The organism is Lactobacillus delbrueckii subsp. bulgaricus, from assembly GCF_046938665.1.
Taxonomy (GTDB): domain Bacteria; phylum Bacillota; class Bacilli; order Lactobacillales; family Lactobacillaceae; genus Lactobacillus; species Lactobacillus delbrueckii_C.
The window spans coordinates 1-20406 of sequence record NZ_JBKZCD010000031.1; the positions used below are offsets into that span (position 1 = coordinate 1).

The 20406-nt window shown below is 49.6% G+C and carries 15 protein-coding genes and 2 tRNA genes; 11 read left to right on the forward strand and 6 right to left on the reverse strand.

What is annotated here, in order from left to right; translation table 11 throughout:
• Positions 1–254 precede the first annotated feature (254 nt).
• Positions 255–1634, reverse strand: a complete 1380-nt coding sequence (gene nhaC / locus ACLUXO_RS09245; protein WP_412137308.1) for a Na+/H+ antiporter NhaC — start codon at positions 1632–1634, stop codon at positions 255–257.
• Between the two features lie 542 nt (positions 1635–2176).
• Here nhaC and ACLUXO_RS09250 point away from each other — a divergent pair.
• The 6 genes from ACLUXO_RS09250 to ACLUXO_RS09275 all read left to right on the forward strand — a co-directional run bounded on the left by ACLUXO_RS09250 (position 2177) and on the right by ACLUXO_RS09275 (position 6278).
• A tRNA-Ser gene (locus tag ACLUXO_RS09250) sits at positions 2177–2264 on the forward strand.
• A gap of 268 nt (positions 2265–2532) precedes the next feature.
• Positions 2533–3534 (forward strand): PTS sugar transporter subunit IIB, encoded by a 1002-nt coding sequence (locus ACLUXO_RS09255; protein ID WP_412137309.1) that lies wholly within the window; start codon positions 2533–2535, stop codon positions 3532–3534.
• Between the two features lie 21 nt (positions 3535–3555).
• A complete protein-coding gene (locus tag ACLUXO_RS09260) occupies positions 3556–4368 on the forward strand; it encodes a PTS mannose/fructose/sorbose transporter subunit IIC (protein ID WP_412137310.1) in 813 nt (270 codons plus the stop codon).
• 28 nt (positions 4369–4396) lie between these two features.
• Positions 4397–5311: a PTS system mannose/fructose/sorbose family transporter subunit IID gene (locus ACLUXO_RS09265; protein ID WP_412137311.1), complete on the forward strand. Its 915-nt coding sequence runs from the start codon at positions 4397–4399 to the stop codon at positions 5309–5311.
• A gap of 9 nt (positions 5312–5320) precedes the next feature.
• Positions 5321–5689 (forward strand): DUF956 family protein, encoded by a 369-nt coding sequence (locus tag ACLUXO_RS09270; RefSeq protein ID WP_003623628.1) that lies wholly within the window; start codon positions 5321–5323, stop codon positions 5687–5689.
• 103 nt (positions 5690–5792) lie between these two features.
• Positions 5793–6278, forward strand: a complete 486-nt coding sequence (locus tag ACLUXO_RS09275) for a hypothetical protein (RefSeq protein WP_412137312.1) — start codon at positions 5793–5795, stop codon at positions 6276–6278.
• Between the two features lie 50 nt (positions 6279–6328).
• On the opposite strand, the gene ACLUXO_RS09280 is transcribed toward ACLUXO_RS09275, so the two are convergent.
• A complete protein-coding gene (locus tag ACLUXO_RS09280; RefSeq protein WP_412137313.1) occupies positions 6329–7699 on the reverse strand; it encodes an amino acid permease in 1371 nt (456 codons plus the stop codon).
• 194 nt (positions 7700–7893) lie between these two features.
• Here ACLUXO_RS09280 and ACLUXO_RS09285 point away from each other — a divergent pair, with 194 nt between their 5' ends.
• Positions 7894–8736, forward strand: a complete 843-nt coding sequence (locus tag ACLUXO_RS09285) for a C40 family peptidase (protein ID WP_412137314.1) — start codon at positions 7894–7896, stop codon at positions 8734–8736.
• A 117-nt stretch (positions 8737–8853) separates the two neighbouring features.
• On the opposite strand, the gene galE is transcribed toward ACLUXO_RS09285, so the two are convergent.
• Together galE and ACLUXO_RS09295 are read right to left on the reverse strand one after the other, a co-directional pair.
• Complete coding sequence (galE, locus tag ACLUXO_RS09290; protein WP_236159320.1) at positions 8854–9843, reverse strand: UDP-glucose 4-epimerase GalE; 990 nt, start codon at positions 9841–9843, stop codon at positions 8854–8856.
• Between the two features lie 80 nt (positions 9844–9923).
• A complete protein-coding gene (locus tag ACLUXO_RS09295; RefSeq protein WP_412137315.1) occupies positions 9924–13064 on the reverse strand; it encodes a DUF3427 domain-containing protein in 3141 nt (1046 codons plus the stop codon).
• Between the two features lie 130 nt (positions 13065–13194).
• On the opposite strand from ACLUXO_RS09295, the gene ACLUXO_RS09300 reads away from it, so the two are divergent.
• Complete coding sequence (locus ACLUXO_RS09300) at positions 13195–13503, forward strand: hypothetical protein (protein ID WP_412137316.1); 309 nt, start codon at positions 13195–13197, stop codon at positions 13501–13503.
• Between the two features lie 44 nt (positions 13504–13547).
• Here the strand turns inward: ACLUXO_RS09300 and ACLUXO_RS09305 are convergent, their stop codons facing one another.
• Together ACLUXO_RS09305 and ACLUXO_RS09310 are read right to left on the reverse strand one after the other, a co-directional pair.
• Positions 13548–13979 carry a helix-turn-helix domain-containing protein gene (locus ACLUXO_RS09305; protein ID WP_412137317.1) on the reverse strand — a complete coding sequence of 144 codons (432 nt, stop codon included), beginning with the start codon at positions 13977–13979 and terminating at the stop codon, positions 13548–13550.
• 109 nt (positions 13980–14088) lie between these two features.
• Positions 14089–15324: an L-lactate MFS transporter gene (locus ACLUXO_RS09310; RefSeq protein ID WP_412137318.1), complete on the reverse strand. Its 1236-nt coding sequence runs from the start codon at positions 15322–15324 to the stop codon at positions 14089–14091.
• A 287-nt stretch (positions 15325–15611) separates the two neighbouring features.
• On the opposite strand from ACLUXO_RS09310, the gene ACLUXO_RS09315 reads away from it, so the two are divergent.
• From ACLUXO_RS09315 to ACLUXO_RS09325, 3 genes are all read left to right on the forward strand, one after another.
• Entirely contained in the window at positions 15612–16901 is a 1290-nt protein-coding gene (locus ACLUXO_RS09315; RefSeq protein WP_412137319.1) for an alpha-amylase family glycosyl hydrolase, read from the forward strand.
• Positions 16902–17001: 100 nt separating this feature from the next.
• A tRNA-Thr gene (locus ACLUXO_RS09320) sits at positions 17002–17074 on the forward strand.
• A gap of 401 nt (positions 17075–17475) precedes the next feature.
• Positions 17476–20406, forward strand: a 2931-nt coding sequence (locus ACLUXO_RS09325) for a mucin-binding protein (protein ID WP_412137320.1), incomplete at its 3' end; no start/stop codon positions are given.

Genomic DNA, 20406 nt, shown 5'->3' on the forward strand with positions numbered 1-20406 from the left:
GTATTCTTGTTTCTTGCTATTTATCAGCTAACCTTTACTCTCATTTATCTGTTTACTGCTAATCGCCTGTAATCCCCTCTCTTACCTGCTGTTAGTTGCTTATAGCTCATCTACTTAAGGCATTTTTTACAGCGCTGAAAGGAAGGAGAGAGAGCTAACAGGATATTTGCTTATCTCCTTTGGCCACACTAAAAGCCTGTCTCCAGCTGGAAACAGGCTTCGTTAATTCATAATTTAAGAGAGCCGGATAAGGCTTAAGCCACTTTTTCCTTCTTCCACTTCAGGCCGATGCCGGTAAAGCCGCTGAGGATAGAGAAGACAGGTGACAGGAGGCTGAACATGGTGAAGGGGAGGAAGTCCAGGACGGGTACGCCTAAGGCTGAAGCCACAAAGGAACCAGCCACCCCCCAAGGGATCAAGTAGTTGATGACGCTGCCCCCGTCTTCCAGGACCCGGCTGAGGGCCAGGGGGTCAAGGCCGATCCGCTTGTAAGCAGGTTTAAAGGCGTTGGCCGGCAGGATAACTGACAGGTATTGTTCACCGACGAAGAGGTTGATCCCAATCCCGGCCATGATCGTCGTCAAGATCAGCCAGCCCGGCTTCTTCAAACGTTCAACCAGAGGCTTCATGGCGCTGTCGATAATGCCCAGGTGCATCAAGATCCCGCCCAGGGCCAGGGTCATGATAATCAAGGAAACAGTCCCCATCATGCTGGAGATCCCGCCCCGGGTTAAGAGGGCGTCAACGGTCTTGTTGCCGGAATTTGAAACGTAGCCGGATTCAATCAGGGCTGCCAGCTTTTGCATCTTGAAGCCTGGATTTTGGACAAAAATCATCGCTACGGACAAGAAGATGTTGGCGAAAAGGGTTTGAATGGCCGGTACCTTTTTCCAGGCGCAGACGAACATCAAGATGATCGGCAAGGCTGCCCAGAAGGAAACTGAGAAGTGCTGGCGGAGGCTGCTTTCTACGGCCGCGATACCAGCTAAGGAAGTTGCCTTATTGCTCTGGCCCAGGAAGAAGAAAAAGAGCAAAGAGCCGATAAAGGCAGGAATGGTTGACCACATCATGTTCTTAATATGGTCAAAGAGGTCAGCCTCAGCTACCGCGGAAGCCAGGTTGGTTGAGTCAGACAGAGGGGACATCTTGTCGCCGAAGACGGCGCCGGAGATGATCGCCCCTGCCGTCAAAGCCGGGTTGATGCCTAAAGTGCTCCCCATCCCAAAGAGGGCGATCCCGACGGTGGACACGGTCGTAAAGCCGGATCCGATGGCCAGGCCGACCAAAGAGCAGACCAGGAAGACCGAGGGAACGAAGAAATGGCTGCTGATCATATGAAAACCCAGGACCATCAAGGATGGAATAATCCCAGCCTGGATCCAGACGGCAATCAAGGTCCCAATTAAGAGGAAGATAAAGATCGGGACAATAGCCGTGGAAATCCCCTGGCTGATCCCCTTCATGACTTCTTCCCACTCAAAGCCGCGGATCTGCAGCCAGAAGATGAGCAAGGCGATGACGGTCAGGACCGGGATCTGCGGGGACAGGCCAAAGCCAATGACGCCCCAGCCCAGCACGACCAGCATCAAAATAAGAATAGTTACTGCTTCTTTAAAACTGATTTGTTTGTTCATGTGTTTGTTCCTTAGTTAAATCTGTATTTGCTTTTGCTAGTTTAAACCAAGGCTTGATATCGCTTCATACTTATCCTTTCTGCAAACAAAAAGCCCCAGCCGAGTCGGTTGACTCAGGCTGGGGCGCTTATAGGCGCGGTACCACCCAACTTTGCAGCATGCTGCACTCGTTTTAGCCATAACGGGGCTATACCGGCCGAGCTGCTTGATCCCGTAATTCGCTATTCCAGGCCTGTCCGGTTTGCATCAACCACCGGTTTTCTGAGCGCTGAGCCTGGCTGCTACTAAAAGATCACTCGATTTTTATGTTTCTTACTATAACATTATGAGCTTTGTTAAGCAACGCTTTTGCTAATCATTTTTTAAGCAAGCGGAAAGATGATAGCCGAAAGCAATGAAAAGTGAGACCGACTTTCAATTGATTTGCAGATATCGTTGATTTTGGAGGAAGAAAGGTAGAGGAAAAAGAAAAAACAGCAAAAAAACTGCCAAAAGGGTTTGACGGACCCGGAAAAGTTTGCTAATATTAATATACATGACTTGGAGTAGTACTCAAGTGGCTGAAGAGGCGCCCTTGCTAAGGGTGTAGGTCGGGAAACTGGCGCCAGAGTTCGAATCTCTGCTACTCCGTTATAACAACAAATATATAAGACAAGCGACTGATTTGACTGAATCAGCCGCTTTTTTTATCTAAATAAGTATTTTTCTTTTCTTAATTAAAACTGGTATTTTTCGAAAAAATGCAATTTTTTGGCCGCTTTTTGCGTTATTGTAATGCATTTTCAGTCATAGAGATAAAATTAACAAAAAAGTTGAAAAAGGTTTCAAGAAAGTGCTTCACGTAAGCGCTTTTTATTGTATAATAGGAACGTACCGAAGTTTTTGAGGAGGAAATATCATGGTAGGAATTGTTTTAGCTAGCCATGGCGGTTTCGCGGACGGTATTGCCGAATCCGCGCAAATGCTCTTTGGCCCACAAGACAATTTTGCCCATGTCATTCTGAAGCCTTCTGAAGGCCCAGATGATATTAAGGGTAAGATGAATGAAGCGATTGCTTCTTTTGCAGACCAGGAAGAAGTTTTGTTCCTGGTTGACCTGTGGGGTGGCACGCCTTTCAACCAGGCAAACGGTTTGCTCGACGGTCACGACAAGTGGGCAATCGTTTCCGGTTTGAACTTGCCAATGGTAGTTGAAGCCTTGACCCAAAGAATGATCAATGACAAGGCTACCGCGCAAGACATCGCGACTGCAATCATTAAGCCAGCTAAGGATGGTATCAAGACCAAGCCTGAAAGCTTAATGCCTGCAGAAGAAAAGGCAGCTGCACCTGCAGCCGCAGCTGGCGCTCCTAAGGAAGCAATCCCAGAAGGGACTGTTTTGGGCGACGGTCACATTAAGATCGTTGGTGCCAGAATTGACTCACGTTTGTTGCACGGTCAAGTTGCAACTGGTTGGATTCCATCACTTCACCCAGACCGGGTTATCGTGGTTTCTGACAAGGTTGCCAAGGACGACCTGCGCAAGAGCATGATCCGTGAAGCTGCTCCAGCTGGTACGGTAGCACACACCGTTCCATTGGAGAAGATGAAGGAAATCTCTGAAGACCCGCGTTTTGGTACTACGCATGCCTTCTTGTTGTTTGAAAACCCAGAAGATGCTTTGCAAACGATCAAGAACGGCGTAGACATCAAGACTTTGAACGTCGGTTCCATGTCATACAGCAAGGGCAAGGTTAACGCCAACACCGTTCTGTCCATGGACCAGACTGACGTCGACACTTTCCGTGAACTCGAAAAGATGGGCATCAAGTTCGACGTCCGCAAGGTTCCTTCAGACAACCCAGAAAACATGGATTCAATTCTGAAGAAGGCACAAAGCCTGCTCGATGAACAAAAGTAGTAGTGGGAAAAGGAGTTAAAAATGGACTTAAATGCTATTCAAGTCATCCTGGTGATTGTGGTAGCTTTCCTGGCCGGGATGGAAGGTATCCTGGATGAATGGGAATTCCACCAACCATTGGTTGCATGTACTTTAATCGGTTTAGTTACTGGCAATCTTACCTTGGGTATTATGCTCGGCGGTTCTTTGCAAATGATCGCTTTGGGTTGGGCAAACATCGGTGCCGCTGTCGCACCTGACGCCGCTTTGGCCGCTGTTGCCTCAGCCATCATTTTGATCAAGGGTGGTCAAGGCAGCAAGGGTATCGGGACTGCCACTGGTTTGGCCATCACTTTGGCCGTTGCCGGTCTGTTCTTGACCATGTTGGTCCGGACTATTTCAACTGCCATCGTTCACATCATGGACAAGCACGCCGAAGAAGGTAACTGGCGCATGATCAACGTATGGCAATGGATCGCTGTCTGCCTGCAAGGTCTGCGGATTGCTATCCCAGCCGGCTTGTTGCTTGCTATTCCAACTGAAACTGTTAGAAGCGCACTGGCTGCTATGCCTGCCTGGCTGTCAGATGGTATGACCATCGGTGGTGGTATGGTTGTTGCCGTAGGTTACGCTATGGTTATCAACATGATGGCCAGCCGTGAAGTATGGCCATTCTTCGCCATTGGTTTCGCTTTGGCCGGCGTTAAGGACTTGACTTTGATCGCCTTGGGTGCGATTGGTTTATCTATGGCCTTGATGTACCTCGCTTTGGAAGACAAGGTAAGCAAGGGCTCTGGCGATGCTGCTGCAGCTGGTACTGGTGACCCGCTGGGCGACATCATTGATGACTATTAGAAATCAAGCCAGAAAGGAGAGATAAATCATGACTGAAAAGAAAGTAACTTTATCAAAGCGTGATCGTTGGGACGTTATGTGGCACTCACAACTTCTGCAAGGTTCATGGAACTACGAAAGAATGCAGAACGGTGGTTGGGCCTACAGTATGATCCCAGCTTTAAGAAAGCTGTACCCAAACAAGGAAGACATGGCTGCTGCTTTGCAACGTCACCTAGTCTTCTTTAACACTCACCCTTACTTGGCTTCACCAATCATTGGTGTTACCCTGGCTTTGGAAGAAGACAAGGCTAATGGCGTTGAAGTTGACGACGAAGCTATCCAAGGTGTTAAGGTTGGTATGATGGGGCCTCTGGCCGGTGTCGGTGACCCAGTCTTCTGGTACACTGTTCGTCCAATCCTCGGTGCCCTTGGTGCCTCAATGGCCATCAACGGTAACATCCTTGGGCCAATCCTCTTCTTCATTCTTTGGAACCTGATCCGTATCGCCTTCTTGTGGTACACTCAAGAATTGGGTTACAAGGCTGGTGCCGCAATCAGCTCCGACCTTTCAGGTGGTTTGCTGAAGAAGGTTACCCGTGGGGCTGCCATGATGGGTATGTTCGTCCTGGGTGCCTTGATCGAACGTTGGGTAAGCATCACCTTCACTCTGAAGGTTTCAGAAGTGCCAATCCAAAAGGGTGGCTACATCGACTGGACCAAGCTGCCAAGCGGCGCTGCTGGTATCAAGGAAGCCTTGACCCAACAAGCTGCTGGTCTGTCCTTGACTAATACTAAGGTTACTACTCTGCAAGACAACTTGAACATGCTGGTTCCAGGTTTGGCAGGTCTGCTGCTTACCTTCCTCTGCATGTGGCTCTTGAAGAAGAAAGTTTCTCCAATCATCATCATCTTGGGGATCTTCGTTGTTGGTATCCTCTTCCACGTATGGGGCTTGATGTAAGATTAACAAATGGCTCAATCAATGAATAAGACCGTTGATCTGGCTGTATCCGGAACCTGGTTCCGGGCCATGTCTACCTATGGCAAAGTCATGATCGGCGATGAAGCTTTTGAATTCTATAACGAGAAGAATGTTGAAGACTATATCCAGATCCCTTGGGATCAGATAACTTATGTAGTCGCGGACGTTCACTTCAAAGGGAAGTACATTCCCCGCTTTGAGATCCGGACTAAGAAGGATGGCAAGTTCATCTTTATTACCAAAGATCCAAAGAAGACTCTGCGGGCGATCCGTAAGTATGTCCCAGCCGACCACATGCGGCAGGCTTTGGGAGTTTGGGATACGATCAAGCTCTTCTTTACTCGCAAAAAGAAATAGAATGGAAATAAGCCCGGACCAAGTCCGGGCTTATTTTTGTGCGGTAAATATTGAAAATCTCCGTGTTATACTGAACAGAGACTTTTGCCAATGGAGGATAGAGATGAAAGCAAAACAGGCGTATAAGCTGGTGGACCAGCTCCGCAATCCAGGACCAAGGAATTACTACATCGATTGTTTTCCTAAAATGGAGCCGCCAGACAATTATGATGAGGTATTTGAATGCCTGAGGTCGCATACGATTGGCGAAGCCTACGCGGACAAAATGCTTCTGTTGCTGTTAATGCTGGTCAGCCAGTATGAGACGCACATTTTTTTGGATCATGATCTGGCTAAAGCAGCTTATCCTGACTTGCTTGACCGGGATTTGACTGAGCTGCCTATAGCTGATCTGCTGGAGATCAGCAAGAAGTTGATCCTGACAGACCATTGCCTCGGGGTAAATGTGCTTTTTAGGGACAAGAAGCACTATTCCTTGCTTAGGATCGAAAGCGGCATTGATGCTGATCTGTATAAGCTTTCTAAGAAGTCGAAGAAGCTGGTTAATAAGCTGCTTAAGCGTAACGGTCTCTTCTTGGTGAAATACTAAAGTACATAAAAAAGCTGACCTTGCGGTCAGCTTTTGTTGTATCTCATTAATTATTTTGCTGCTTCTTTTTTCTTATTGAAGGCCTTGCTGAAACCGTAGAGGACAGCGAAGGTAATCAAAGCCGTGATCATTGGCACCCGGTAGCTCTCAAGGAAGAGGAGCAGGATAACCATGGCACCGAAGAAAGCTAAGAGCAGGTAGTCAAGGAACGGGTAAGCTGGCAGTTGGAATTCATGCAGCTGGTCCTTTGGCGTAACCTGCCGGTAGCGCAAGTGGGTCAAGGTCATGATGATCCAGATCAAAAGGAACATGCTGGTTGCCATTGATGAGATGAAGCTGAAGGCTTCGTCCCCCATAATCATGGTGATCAAAGGCGCGCAGATGATGATCAAGGCTGAGAAGACCAGGCCTCTCATTGGCAATTGCCGGTGGTTGAGCTGGCCGAAGAACTTGCTCCACTTGCTTTCCCCGCCTAAAGTAACGGAGAAGAGCAGGCGGCCGGCACTGTAGAGGAAGCTGTTGGTTGCTGAAATAGCTGCCGTGATGACCACGAAGTTGATCAAGTTGCCGGCACCCTTAAAGCCTGCTCCCATCAAAGCTTGGACGAATGGTGAGCTGGAAGTGGAAACCTTATTCCATGGCAGGATCACCAGAATCCCGATAATTGCCAAAACGTAGAAGAGGATGATCCGCAGTGGCAATTCATTGATCGCGCTCCGGATGGTCTTGTGTGGGTCCTTGGCTTCAGCAGCCGTCAGCCCGATCAGTTCCACCCCGATGAAGGAGAAGATAACCATCTGGAAGCCTTGCAAGAAGCCGCCTGCTCCGTTGTTGAAAAAGCCGTCAGCGTACAGGTTGCTGAAGCTGGCTTGGCCATACTTGGTTGAACCGGAGCTCAGCAGCATGAAGGCCGCGAAGATAACGAAGCCGACGATCATCAAAATCTTGATGATGGAGAAGGCAAACTCCAGGTTCCCAAAGAAGCGGGCAGAGATCAAGTTGATCAAGAGCAGGACCGCGACTGAGAGCACCCCGGGCAGCCAGGTCGGCAGGTTGGGCAGCCAGGACTTGAAGTAGATGCCTAAGGCTGTCGTTTCCGCCATGGCCAGGATCAGCCAGCTGAGCCAGTAAAGATAGCCAGTCACCTTGCCGATGTTCTTGCCGAGATATTTTTCAATAAACTCGATATAGGTGTGCTTCTTTAAGTCAGATAAGATCAGTTCACCCAGGGCCCGCATCAAGATAAAGAGGAAGAGGCCGACGATGATGTAGATCAAGATGACTGCCGGCCCTGCCTTCTGGATGCTGTTGCCGACCCCAAGAAAGAGGCCGGTCCCGATCGTCCCGCCTAGGGCAATCAGCTGAATGTGGGCATTGGTCAGTGTCCGTTTGTATGTACTTTGTGTTTTCTTTTCTTCCATAAGACCTCCATTGAGTTACATGAAATATTTTAACACAAGCTAGCAGAAAGTGAAATTAATTTAAGGAAATAGTCTATAAGGCAAAGGAATCTTAAGAAATAGGGCAATTTGCCCTATTGCAAAAATGACCGGGATTATCTACGATTAGGATAAAGAAGGAAAAAATAAGCGATTTAAGTTAGGAGGAAAGCAAAATGTACGGCTTGATCAATCAACCAGCGGTCTTTATGACGGAAGACGACCTCAAATCCAGAAGCGATGAACTTTTATACGGCTGGGCTGTCAAGGCAACCGGGAAAAAGGAAGACTTTTGGTACGTAACCAGCCATTACGGCTATAAGGGCTATGTGCCAAAGGCCGCGGTAACTCCAGTTAGCCTGGAAGAAATCAAGGCGCGGGAGGTCAAACTCTGCCGGCGGCCAGTCATTGACGTCCTGGCTGAGCCCAAGGTTTCAGCCGACATTCTGCTGACGGTTTATAAGGGCAGCCTGCTTAACGTGACAGATGAGCTTGTGGACGGCTACTGCAAGGTCAAGCTCTTGGACGGACGCAGCGGCTGGGTCTCCAAGACAGCCTTGGCAAAGCGGCTGGATGAAGATGGCTTCTTGTGGTCAGCAGATCCGGAATACTTTTTGCTCCAAGCCAAGCCGGATGAAGAAAGCTTCAGAAAGCAGGTAACGGAGACCGCCAAGGAGTACTTGGGCTGCCAGTACCGGTGGGCGGGCAAGAGCCCGCTGGGGATCGACTGCTCGGGCCTGGTCTTCATGAACTATATGTTAAACGGGGTCCTGCTCTGGCGGGACGCGGAAATCAAAGAAGCCTGGCCGGTCCATGAGATTGAGTTTGAAGACCTGCGGCCAGGGGACTTGATTTATTTCCCGGGACATATTGCTATGTATCTGGGCCACGGCAAGTACATCAACTCAACTGGCTATAAGGAGCACTTCGGGGTCGCCATTAGCAGCCTCCGTAAGGAAGACCCTGACTACCGGGCCGACCTCTTCCAGATGATCGAGAAGTGCGGCTCCCTGTTTTAGGGGGGATGAAGCAGGCCTGGTCAGCATCAGTATTTTTAACTACTTAGCGTTGATGACAAATAAGCGCAAAAAAATAGTGGACCTTCCATCTGAGAAGTTCCACTATTTTTCTTTGTCTTACTTGCTAAAGCCGTTAGGATGCTTTTGGTGCCAGTTCCAAGCGCTGGCGATGATGTCGTCGACATTTTCGTACTTCGGACTCCAGCCCAGGACCTTCCGGGCCTTGCTTGAGTCAGCAACGAGTGAGTCCGGGTCACCGCCGCGGCGTGGCCCGATAGTATAAGGAATGTCAACGCCGGTAACCTTGATGGCGGCCTTCAGGATTTCCAGGTTGGAGAAGCCGTTGGCCGTACCCAGGTTGAAGACGTCGCTTTGGTTAGTTTCCATCAAGTGCTTCAAAGCCAGGACGTGGGCGTCGATCAAGTCAACCACGTGCACGTAGTCGCGGACGTTAGTACCATCCTTGGTGTCGTAGTCGTCGCCAAAAATAGTAAAGTCACCGCCGCCAGCCAGGGCAGCCTTCATGATGTTAGGGATCAAGTGGGTTTCTGGGTGGTGGTCTTCACCAATTGACCCGTCCAGGGAAGCACCCGCCACGTTGAAGTAACGCAGGGCGATGGACTTGATCCCGTTAGCCTTGTCAGCCCAGTGCATGATCTTTTCCATCATCATCTTGGTTTCCCCGTAAGGGTTGATTGGGTTGAGCGGAGTTTCTTCGGTGATTGGCAGCTTTTCAGGGATGCCGTAAGTCGCAGCGCTGGATGAGAAGACCAGGTACTTAACCCCGGTTTCTTCCATGGCTTCCAGCAGGCTGATCATGCCGGATACATTGTTCTTGTAGTACTTCAGCGGCTTCTTGACTGATTCGCCGACCAAAGAGTAAGCAGCAAAGTGCATTACAGCTTCGATCTTTTCCTTCTTCAAGACGTCAGCTACCGCATCCTTGTCCAAAAGGTCAACTTGGTAAAACTTGGCCTTTGGGTCAATGGCTTCCTTGTGGCCAGTGAACAATGAGTCCAAAACGACTACGTCGTTGCCATCGGCAACCAGCCGTCTTACAGCGTGGGAACCGATGTAGCCGGCACCACCTACAACTAAAATTTTCATGTTAACTCCTTTTTTATACTTTTTTGCAAAACCTAACTGATACCTAGTATAACAGAAAATGCTTTCCCCGGCTGAAGCAATTACAGGGCAATTGCCTTGTTGGCCTTGGCCAAAAGACTGGCCGGGATCGCCTGGTGCAGGTGCCAGACAAAGGAAACCGGCCGCTCGCCAGCACTTGAAACATAATCCGCGTTGCCTAAGAAAGTGTAAGCTGCCGTATAATTTCCCTGCTTTTTAAACTCTCTGACAAAAAGAGAAATCAGATTGCCAGTCTCGCCCTGGTGGATATAGCGCTGGATTTTGGGACTGGCTGGCCGGTCCTGGCTCTGGCTCTGCCAGTGGAACAGCTGGGCATTGATGGCATAGTCCTCATACATGGTTGACGGGGAGAAGTCTTTTTCACTCTTGTTCAGATTAATAAGGAAGATATCCGTCTTTTTATCAGCGAAGTACTTGACTCCCTCCCGGAATTCCGGGGACTGGTCCTGGTTGAAGTAGTCAAAGGCCGCCATGATCTGGTTGACATTGTAGTGGCAGTGGACTTCCAAGGGGCAGGTGAAGGGATATTCGTTAGCTTCCGGCAAAACGGTCAACTGGCTCAGCCGGTAGCGGAGGACTTCCATTAATTCCTCTTTGACGAAGTCTTCCTTTAAAAAGTCCTTGATCCCTTCATGCAGGTCCTTAAAGCCCAGTTGGGCCGGCTTTTTCTTGTAGAAGCTATAGTAGAGCATCCCCAGCATCAAGCGTTCAGTCTCATTACTTGCCTCTTTTGGCATCTTCAAGTAAGCCAGCCAGTAGTCCAGGAGCCTTTTGGAATCGATGTGGAAAAAGCTGCTGAACTTCTGGTAGACCTGGTTTTCCACATCCCGGTCGTCAGTAATCAGTCCGGCCCACTTCTTCAAGCGGAAAAGTGAACGCGACCCGCTGGCGTGGTAGAAGTCATAAAGACTCATGTCATAGGCCTTGAGGAAGTTGGCCAAGTTTAATTCCAGGCCCGTGTCTTCGCTAAAAGTCTTCACCCGCTGGGTCAAGCCCTTTTTGTTAGCCGCGTTTTGCTTAAGGTTGGCCAGGATGTACTTTTTGGCAACGGGCTCAAGCTCCAGATAGCAGGCTGCTGGCAGGTGCGGGAAGCCCTCGCTGACTTCATAGGGCAGGGCATGGCCTGGTCCGGTCAGAGCCTTGAACTTGGCCTCGTAGTTATAGTGGCGGTTGGCCTGGCCGATGAAGTCCAGGACTGTCAAGCAATCCTTGCCCGGGCTGAGGCGGAGACCCCGGCCCAGTTGCTGGAGGAAGATGGTCGGGCTCTGGGTTGGCCGCAGGAAGAGGATGGTGTTGACGGCTGGGATGTCGACCCCTTCGTTATAGAGGTCAACGACAAAAATAAACTTGAGCTTGCCGGAGGTCAAATCCTCTTTCGCCTGCTGGCGGTCAGCCTGGGCAGTCTGGCCAGACAAAGCAGCGGAAGGGATGCCGGCCTGGTTGAAGGCGGCGGCCATGAATTCAGCGTGCTTGACACTGACGCAGAAGCCTAAGCCCTTGATGTCTTCCAAATTGTTGCTGTACTTGTTCAGGCTGCGCAAAATCAACTTGGCCCGGGCGTCGTTAGCCGTATAGACATTTTCCAGCTCGCTGACCTCGTATTGGCCCCGGCTCCATTTCATGCCGGAATAGTCAACATTGTCGGTGACCCCGAAATACTGGAAGGGGCAGAGGAGCTGGCGGTCGATAGCCTCGCCTAACAGCATTTCGGCGGCAATATTGCCGTCAAAGTACTGCAAGATATCCTGTCCGTCCATCCGGTCGGGGGTCGCGGTCAGGCCCAGAAGGATCTTGGGCTTGAAGTGGCTGAGCAGCTTTTGGTAGGACTTGGCCGCGGCGTGGTGGAATTCGTCGATGATGATGAAGTCGTAGTAGCCCTTGGGCAAGAGGTCAGCCATTTTTTCTGAGTTAAAGGACTGGATGGAGACGAAAAGCTGGCTGACATCATCAGTCTTGTACTGGCCGACCAGTAATTGCCCGAAGTTGAAGTCGTTGAGGACCTCGCGGAACTTCTGCAGGCTCTGCTCCAGGATTTCCTGCCGGTGGGCGACGAAGAGCAGACGCGCGTCGGGATGCTCTGCCAAGTAGCGCTTGAAGTCAAAGGCGGCGATGACGGTTTTCCCCACCCCGGTGGCGGCCACGAGGAGATTTTTATAATGGCCGTAAACTTCCCGTTCAGCCTGCAGGCGGTCCAGGATCTCCTGCTGGTAGTTGTAGGGCCGGATGCTGCTTTCCAGGTGGAAGGTATTTGTCTTATGCCGGTTCAGTTCCGTCTGCAGTTTCTTCCGGCAGTCTTCCTGATCCGGGTCAAAAGTTTCAAAAGAGGGGTCGTTCCAGTAGCTTTCAAAGGAAACGGCAAATTTGTTGACGATGTCAAAAGACTCCTGCTCAGTAACCTTGACATTCCATTCCAGGCCCGTGGTCAAGGCAGCGCTGGAGAGGTTGGAGGAACCGATGTAGGCGGTGGAGAAGCCAGTCTCTCTTTTAAAAAGATAGGATTTGGCATGCAGGCGGGCGTGGTCGGTCTCGTAGTTGATCTTGACTGTAGTGTTGGGCAGCTGGCTCAAGGTCAGGATAGCCTTGTAGTCAGTAGCTTGGGTATAGGTTGTCGCGATCACCCGCAGCTGGTGGCCGGCTTTTTGGCAAAAAGCTTCCAAATCTCCTAAAAGGGGGCGGATGGCCGACCACTTAATAAAGGAAACGAGCAAGTCGACCTGGTCAGAAGAGGCGATTTCCTTCTTGATTTCGCTGAGCATGCTGGGCTCATTTTTACTGCCGGTAAAAAGGGCATTCTCCACTATGGAAGTCTGGGGCCGGATGGGAGTGATCTTCTGGGATTGGGTCAGCTTGTGGTAGATGGAGGTCAGGACTTCACCTTGTTCCAGGATCTGCAGGTCCTCGTAGTCGGCTTCGCCGGTATGCTGGGCGACCTGGTCGACAATGGAGTTGGCCAGGCGGATCTGGGCGACGAGGGCGGCCTTGTCTTCACCGGACTTGAAGCTGTCGCGGAGGTAGTGCAGGCCCGACCGGATGACCTGGGAGAGGTAGATGGTCAAGAGCTGGCGGGAGTCATCGGCGTCCAGGTCTTCTAGTTCATAAGCCCTGGTCTTTGGGTCGATTTTTTCCAGCTGGTCCAGGATTTCTTGGTTAAGGATTTGTTCGTAAATACCGTCTTTCAGCATGCTTTTCCTGCTTTCTGAAGTGTTTTGCCTTAATTGTATCAGGTTCGGGGAAATTTGCTAAATCATGGCTTTTTATTACCATTCTCACAAAAAAGACTAGAAGAACGGTGATTTTTACTAAGGGCGAAAAATGATGAAGAATTACATGCAACATCTTAAAGAGCGGGCCATTAGCGCTTATCCGCCCAAGACCAGCCGGCGGTGGAGCATCTGTATTGCAGTCGCTGTCATCATTGCTTTAATCTTAGGGCATTTTGGCCAGGCCAAGTTTGGGGCTTCGCTTGCTGATTTCGCCCTGCTTTGCGGGATAGATTTGTTAGCAGTAACTTTTGCCAAGCATGGGGTCAATATTTTTCTGGCCTACTTACTGGCGGCAGCCTTGTGTTTTGTGGTTTCTGTCTTATTGACTTTTTACATCATGTCATCCAACAATTTATAAGAAAGCAAAAGGAGCTGACTTCGAGTTAAGAAGCAGCTCCTTTCTTATTTAGTCGAATTGATCCAGTGAAAACCAGCCCCGATGAGCCAGATGGCGCCCCCTAAAATAAAGAGAACCCAGCTGGTGGACCAGCGGCCGGTCGCGATGCTGGCCAGCAGGTAGACAGCGATGACGATAGTCCAGTAGATGCTGTTGATCCTGCCCAGGCGCTTAGGATCAGCATCTTTCTTGTTCAGCCGGTCCATCTCTTCGCCTGGTTCGATGGTCTGTCCTTCTTGCTTGTCGTCTTTCAGCAGGTAGTCAGCTGGCACGTCGTATAATACCGCTAGTTTGGCGATATATGATATGTCGGGCACGCTGTCGCCGTTTTCCCAGCTGGCCACCTTGGCTTGCGTGGTCATTAATTTTTCCGCTAATTCTTTTTGGCTTAAGCCATGCTTCTTGCGCAGGTCGCGCAGCTTGCTTGGAAGCATCATGTTTTTCCCCCTCATCAATCTCTCTTCGATAATATTATAGCCTTTAGCCTGCTTAAAAGCTCGCGGGGGAAAGAAAAAGTTCCCGCGTCAGCAGGAACTTGAAAATTCATTAATCTAATTCGTCAGCCAGGTCGGTCAGCTTGGCAAATTCCCGCTGAACCAGGAAGGAAACGCAGAGGGCCAGGCCGGCCAGGATGATGAAGGCGGCCAAGGTCACGTAGTAGCTCTGCAAAACTTCGTGGGTGAAGGAGAGCAGGAGTGGGCCAACCATGCCGGCCGCTGCCCAGGCAGTCAAGATGGAACCATGAATAGCGCCGAGCTCTTTAGTGCCGAAGATGTCGCCCAGGTAAGCCGGGATAACTGAGAAGCCGGCCCCGTAGCAGGACATCAAAAGGCTGAGGGCGACAGCGAAGATGAATGGTGAGTGGGTGAAGATCAAGATCACGAACATGGCCATGTCAACGACAAAGATCAAGCTGTAGGTCAAAGGGCGGCCAATGTAGTCGGACAAGGTTGCCCAAACCAGCCGGCCAAAGCCGTTGAAGAGGCCGATGATGCCGACCATGACAGCGGCAGTAGCCGGGCTCATCCCAGTCAGTTCCTGGGCCATTGGTGAAGCAGCGGAGACCAGGGCGATCCCGCAGGTGATGCTGATAAAGAACATGAACCAGAGCAGGTAGAAGGCCTTGGTCTTCAGTGCCTGGTTGGCCGTCATCTGCAGGCCGCCAGTCAAGGAAACAGCTTCCTTGTCTTCACTCTTGAAGTTAGCCAAATCTTCTGCACTTGGCCGCTTAATGAACTGGGCAGAAACGATCATGACCAGGAAGTAGCCGGCCCCCAAGATGTAGAAGGTATTGGACAAGCCAACGCTGGACATCAAGAATTGGGCGATCGGGCTGGTCAAAAGAGCGGCAAAGCCGAAGCCCATGATGGCCAGGCCAGTAGCCAAGCCCCGTCTGTCCGGGAACCACTTGATGATGGTTGAGATCGGGGTGACGTAGCCGGCACCCAGGCCCAGACCAGCGATGACGCCGTATGAAGCGTACAAGAGCCAGAGCTGGTGACTTTGAACAGCCAGGCCAGTCAAGGCGATCCCGCTCCCGTAAAGGATGGCGGAAACAGTCCCGGTCAAGGTCGGGCCGAATTTTTCAACCAGGCGGCCCATGAAAGCCGCGGACATCCCCAGGAAGAAGATGGCCAAACTAAATGCAAATGCAACTGATGATTCGCTCCAGCCGGTCTGTGCCGCGATTGGCTTAGTGTAGACGCTCCAAGCGTATACTGAGCCGATCATCAGATGCAGCATGACCCCCGCCAAAGCAACAATGTAACGATTAGTCTTCATTGTTCAGATATTCTCCTTATAAATCTTTGGACTTTGTGACAATACACGAACGATATTCTTGAATAGGGTCAATATCATTCGATGTGTTAAGGATACCATGTCAGCATTGTAAGGACAAGGCAAAATTTTCAAGATCTTGCGTTGGAACTGCTAACCATACTACTAAATCTAGGACACTTTATTTTGAAAAGAGTTACCGGTAACATGGCCGGAAAATGTGAAAGCGCTTAGGAAAACAGCTAAGATAGAAGGGTGTGAAAAAGTGGCCACAGGCCAAGGAGGAAAAAATGGCTAGCGATACCAAGATTGACTTGCGCAAGCAAATGATTTACAGCATTTTTGTCAGAAACTACTCGCCAGAGGGCAACTTTGAAGGGGTCCGGAAGGATTTGGACCGGATCAAGGACTTGGGGACGGACATCATCTGGCTCTTGCCCATCCAGCCGTCAGGCAAGGAGAAGCGGAAGGGGAGCCTGGGTTCCCCCTACGCGATTTCCGACTACCGGGCGATCAACCCGGAATACGGGACCATGGAGGACTTCAAGCGTCTGTGTGATGACGTCCACGCCAAGGGGATGAAGATCATCATCGACTGCGTCTACAACCACACTTCACCAGACTCAGTCCTGGCCAAGGAGCACCCAGACTGGTTCTACCACAAGAAGGACGGCAGCTTCGGCAACAAGGTGGGCGACTGGAGCGACGTTATCGACTTAGACTACAGCCATAAGGACCTGTGGCAGTACCAGGCTGAGACATTGGTCATGTGGGCCAAGTATGTGGACGGCTTCCGCTGCGACGTAGCCCCGATGGTGCCGGTGGACTTCTGGAAGTATGCCAGAGCAGAAGTGGCCAAGGTGCGGCCAGGAGCTATTTGGCTGGCCGAATCCGGTGCCCCAGACTTCATCCGCTTTTTGAGAAGCAAGGGGGCAGTCGGCGGGTCAGATTCTGAGCTCTACCAGGCTTTTGACATGACCTATGACTATGACATCTACCCAGATTTGCGGGCAGCACTGCTGGGACAAAAGGATCTGGCTGACTACCTGGCTGGCCTTAACCGGCAAGAAGGTGTCTACCCGGAAAACTATGTCAAGGCGCACTTTTTGGAAAACCATGACGTGGTCCGGGCACACGGGATGATCGATGATCCGGCGGCCTTGCGGGCAATGACGGCCTTCATCTACTTCATGAAGGGGGCCATGCTGGTCTACAATGGAGAAGAAAAGGGGGATGCCCACCATGTGACCCTCTTTGACAAGGACCTGGTTGACTGGACTGGTGATGTCGATTTGACAGACCTGCTGAAGAAGATGCATGAGATCAAGCAGCTGCCGATCATGGCCGAAGGCGGCTATGAGGCCAAAGAGGTCAGAAAAGGCGTTCTTGAAGCTGTTCACAGCCTGGGTGAAGGCGAAGAAGAGGAGCAGCTGATCGGGCTGTTTAACGCGACCGGCAAGAAGCAGGCAATTCCAACTAAATTGCCAGAAGGGATCTACAAGAACCTTTATGATGGCAGCAGCGTCCAGGTTTACGAAGGCGTCATGCGGATCGGCGAGATTACCATTATTGAGAAATAGGAGCTGAGAAAGGGGCCTGAGGGAGACAGATTTTTTGCGAAAATTGGCGAAAACTTTTTTGACAAAAGCAGATTGTTTGCTATAATGAAAGAGTTGAAATGCCAATTTAGCTCAGTTGGTAGAGCATCTCCCTCGTAAAGAGAAGGTCGTTGGTTCGATTCCAATAATTGGCACTCAGAGTATCAAAGAAGTCCGCTGCGGGAACGCAGCGGGCTTTTTTGCATGAATTTCTTTTTTATGTTGCGAGTGTAACCGCTTAACAAGACTGCGTAAAGGCGTTAGAATAGGTATGGAGAAATTTTGATATAGCGATAAGATTTGAAACGTTTTTTTATAAATACAATGTTGGCCAATTTATTTTTATATTGACCTAAGAGTAAGTTTGGTGAGGAAGGATAAGCAGGAAGGGGGATGCCGTAGTTCGTGACTAAATAATTGTGCTTCTGCGTAACAATAAGTTTTATAGAGTTGTCAATATACTTAGGCTTCTTTCGAGTGACCGGAAGAGCCACTTGTGTTTAATGAGGTATTAGAGATGCTATCAAGAAACAATTGGCACTTACAAGAACGGAAAATGCGCGATTCAAAGCAGCGCTTCAGTATTAGAAAGTACAGCTTCGGTGCTGCTTCAGTTTTGCTGGGCTTGTCTTTTATGACTTATGCTGGGGGCAATCCTGTATCAGCAGATACGACGGATCAGCCGGCAGTTACGGTCACTGAGACTAAGACGACGAGTACGGATAAGGCAAGTACTCCCCAGACGCCGGCGGTTAGTGAAGCTACTCCTTCAACGGCAACCAGTGAGGCAAGCAGCACTGTGACTAGTGAAGCGGCTAAGCAGACCAGCGAAGCTGTAAGCTCCACCGCGCCTAGTGAATCAGCTGCGGCAGATACAGCTGCAAGCAGTGAAACTGCAAGTACTGCAACTAGTGAATCAGTAATCAAGGAAAATGTTTTTACTAGCGAAACCACAGATAAGACGGATTCTTCAGCTAGTGAAACAAGCGCAAAGGAAAATACTGTTAACAGTGAAGGTACTTCACCGGCTACGGCTACAAGCGAAGCAAGTAGCCAGGAACAAATGCCAACCAGTAGTGAAGCAGCTGATACTTCTGCCAGGGAGTTGAATCCTGCTAAGGCCATGGCGCCTCTCAAGGCGCGGAAAGCACCGGCAGCGGTAGCGGCAGATGATGCCTTATCTTCAAACGGTAGCATAACAGGCGATGGTAAGAATAAAGGTTTGAATGATGATGACGTTAAACCGGGGATAAGCGATGCTAATGGGGCAAGTCTTATTGCTGACCAAAGCAGCATTCCGGCTGCTTATAAAGCAGACCCAGCTGACAATCGCTTTACTTTTGGGGTCATTAGTTTGGGGCCTGTAGCCGGGAATAACGTACATAGTTATAACCAGCTTTATAGCACCAACTACTACATTCGCCTGTCAGTAGCCGCTAAAGGAAAAGATGATGGTACTTACGATGATACGATTCATCTTGAGTTAGTTGATGCGGGCAACAATCATGCAGTCTTATGGTCACGAGATGCTCACCCTGGTGACACAAATGTCGATATTACTGCCTTGAAGAAGACTAATGACAAACCATTCCAGTACTCGTATACGGAAACCAGCGTTAATGGGGTGACGACGAAGGCGATTAACGTTACTTCTAACATCGGTACCTTGCTTTCCGTCAATGCTTATGAAGCAGGCAGTGCGGTAAAAAACACGCAAACAACCAGCGTTGGTTACAATTATCCAGGAAAAAGTACAATTGAAACGCGTTACATTGTCAAGGATGCTAACGGCAATGAAACTGTCTTGGCAACCTATGACAAGACTGGCAGGGTTGGCTATAAGTACACGGTTTCGGGTAAAAGAGACTTTGGAGGGTATGATTTGGTTTCCTCTCCGTCTTCTATGACTGATTCTTTGAAACCGACATATAAAGTAGGGGACACTTACCTTACCAGCATCAGAAATCTCTCAGATTCTTTGAAGTATGCCCGTGTACAAATCATTAGTTCTGAAGATGGGACCAGTCGCATTGAATTGCGGGTCGCAAGAAAGAAAGATGCAAATGATTTGGATGTATCCAATCTAAATGATGCTAATGTCTGGAAGACAATTTTTACCTCAGAGGAATTGAAACCAGGCCAAATTTCAGACACCGGTAATAACAAGGCGACTATTGACGGCCATGTATACAACCATGGCGCGTTCGCAATTAATATGGGGATGCAGGATGAATATGGCGGTAAGCTGGGTCTAAGGCAATTAATGACAGCCGGCTTTACTGAAGACGATCTTGCTGGGTGGGGCAAGTATGCCACTAATCTTCTTCTGGCAAACCGCTTCCCTGTTGGGCAAGTCCCAGTTGATTACTACTACGCACCGCAAGGCCAAGTACGCGTCAACTACGTAACTAGTGATGGTACTGCTATCCAAGTTCCAGTCACCGCTTACAAGAATTCGGATACAGGTACGGCTTACGATGTAACAGGTTCAACTTACAAACTAGAAACCATTACTGTCAATGGCAAGACTTACCGTTACGTTACGAGCGACAAGTCAAAGGGGAAAGCTGGTACGACTGAAGTCAATGGCTACACTTACAATGTAACTCCATCAGACGCTACTGGTAAGATCGAGTCCAATACTATTAACGATGTTTACTACGTTTACGAACAGGTAACTTACCACACGGAAGCTGAACCCAAGAACGTAACTCGGACGATCGAATACTACGACAGCGTGACTGGTGAAGCAATTCCAGCTGATTTGGAAAAAGCGGTTACTCAGACTGCAACGCTGAACCGTAACAAGATTTACGATGACCAAAACAAATTCATCGGTTATGGTACTGTTTCAAGAGATGGTACTAGCTACACGCTTGATAACAGCTGGAAGGTGGCTGATCAGACTTGGACAAAGCAAGATTCTGCTAACCTGTCAGACTACGGCTACACGGCTCCTGACCGTGCTTCAGTAGCTGCGGTAACGGTTGATGGCGACACGATCAACGTAACGGAAAAGGTATACTACGGCCACCAAACTACGCCGGTAAAGCCAACTGATCCTAAGACCACGACAGACAAGATTAATCCTAAGGGTGATGTGACCTACCCAGACGGCGTATCAAAGAATGACTTGAATGCTAGTGTAACTCGGATTATCGACTATGTTGACGAAGATGGCAACACGGTTGGTGGTGCTCCAAACGGTTCAAGTTCATACAAACAAACTGCCGAATTTGCTCGGACTGCTATCGTTGACAAGGTAACTGGCAAGATCCTTGGTTACGATACTGACAATGACGGTAAGGTTGACACTGAAAATAAAGACCGTGCATGGATGCCAACCGAAAAGACTTTGGCAGCAGTTGATTCGAAGAAACCTAGCGAAGTTGGCTATGACAAGGTTGATACTCCTGTTGTTCCGGATCTGGTGGTTACTCCAGGTCAAAGGGATAGTGTGGTTACTGTAAAATACAGCAAGACCACA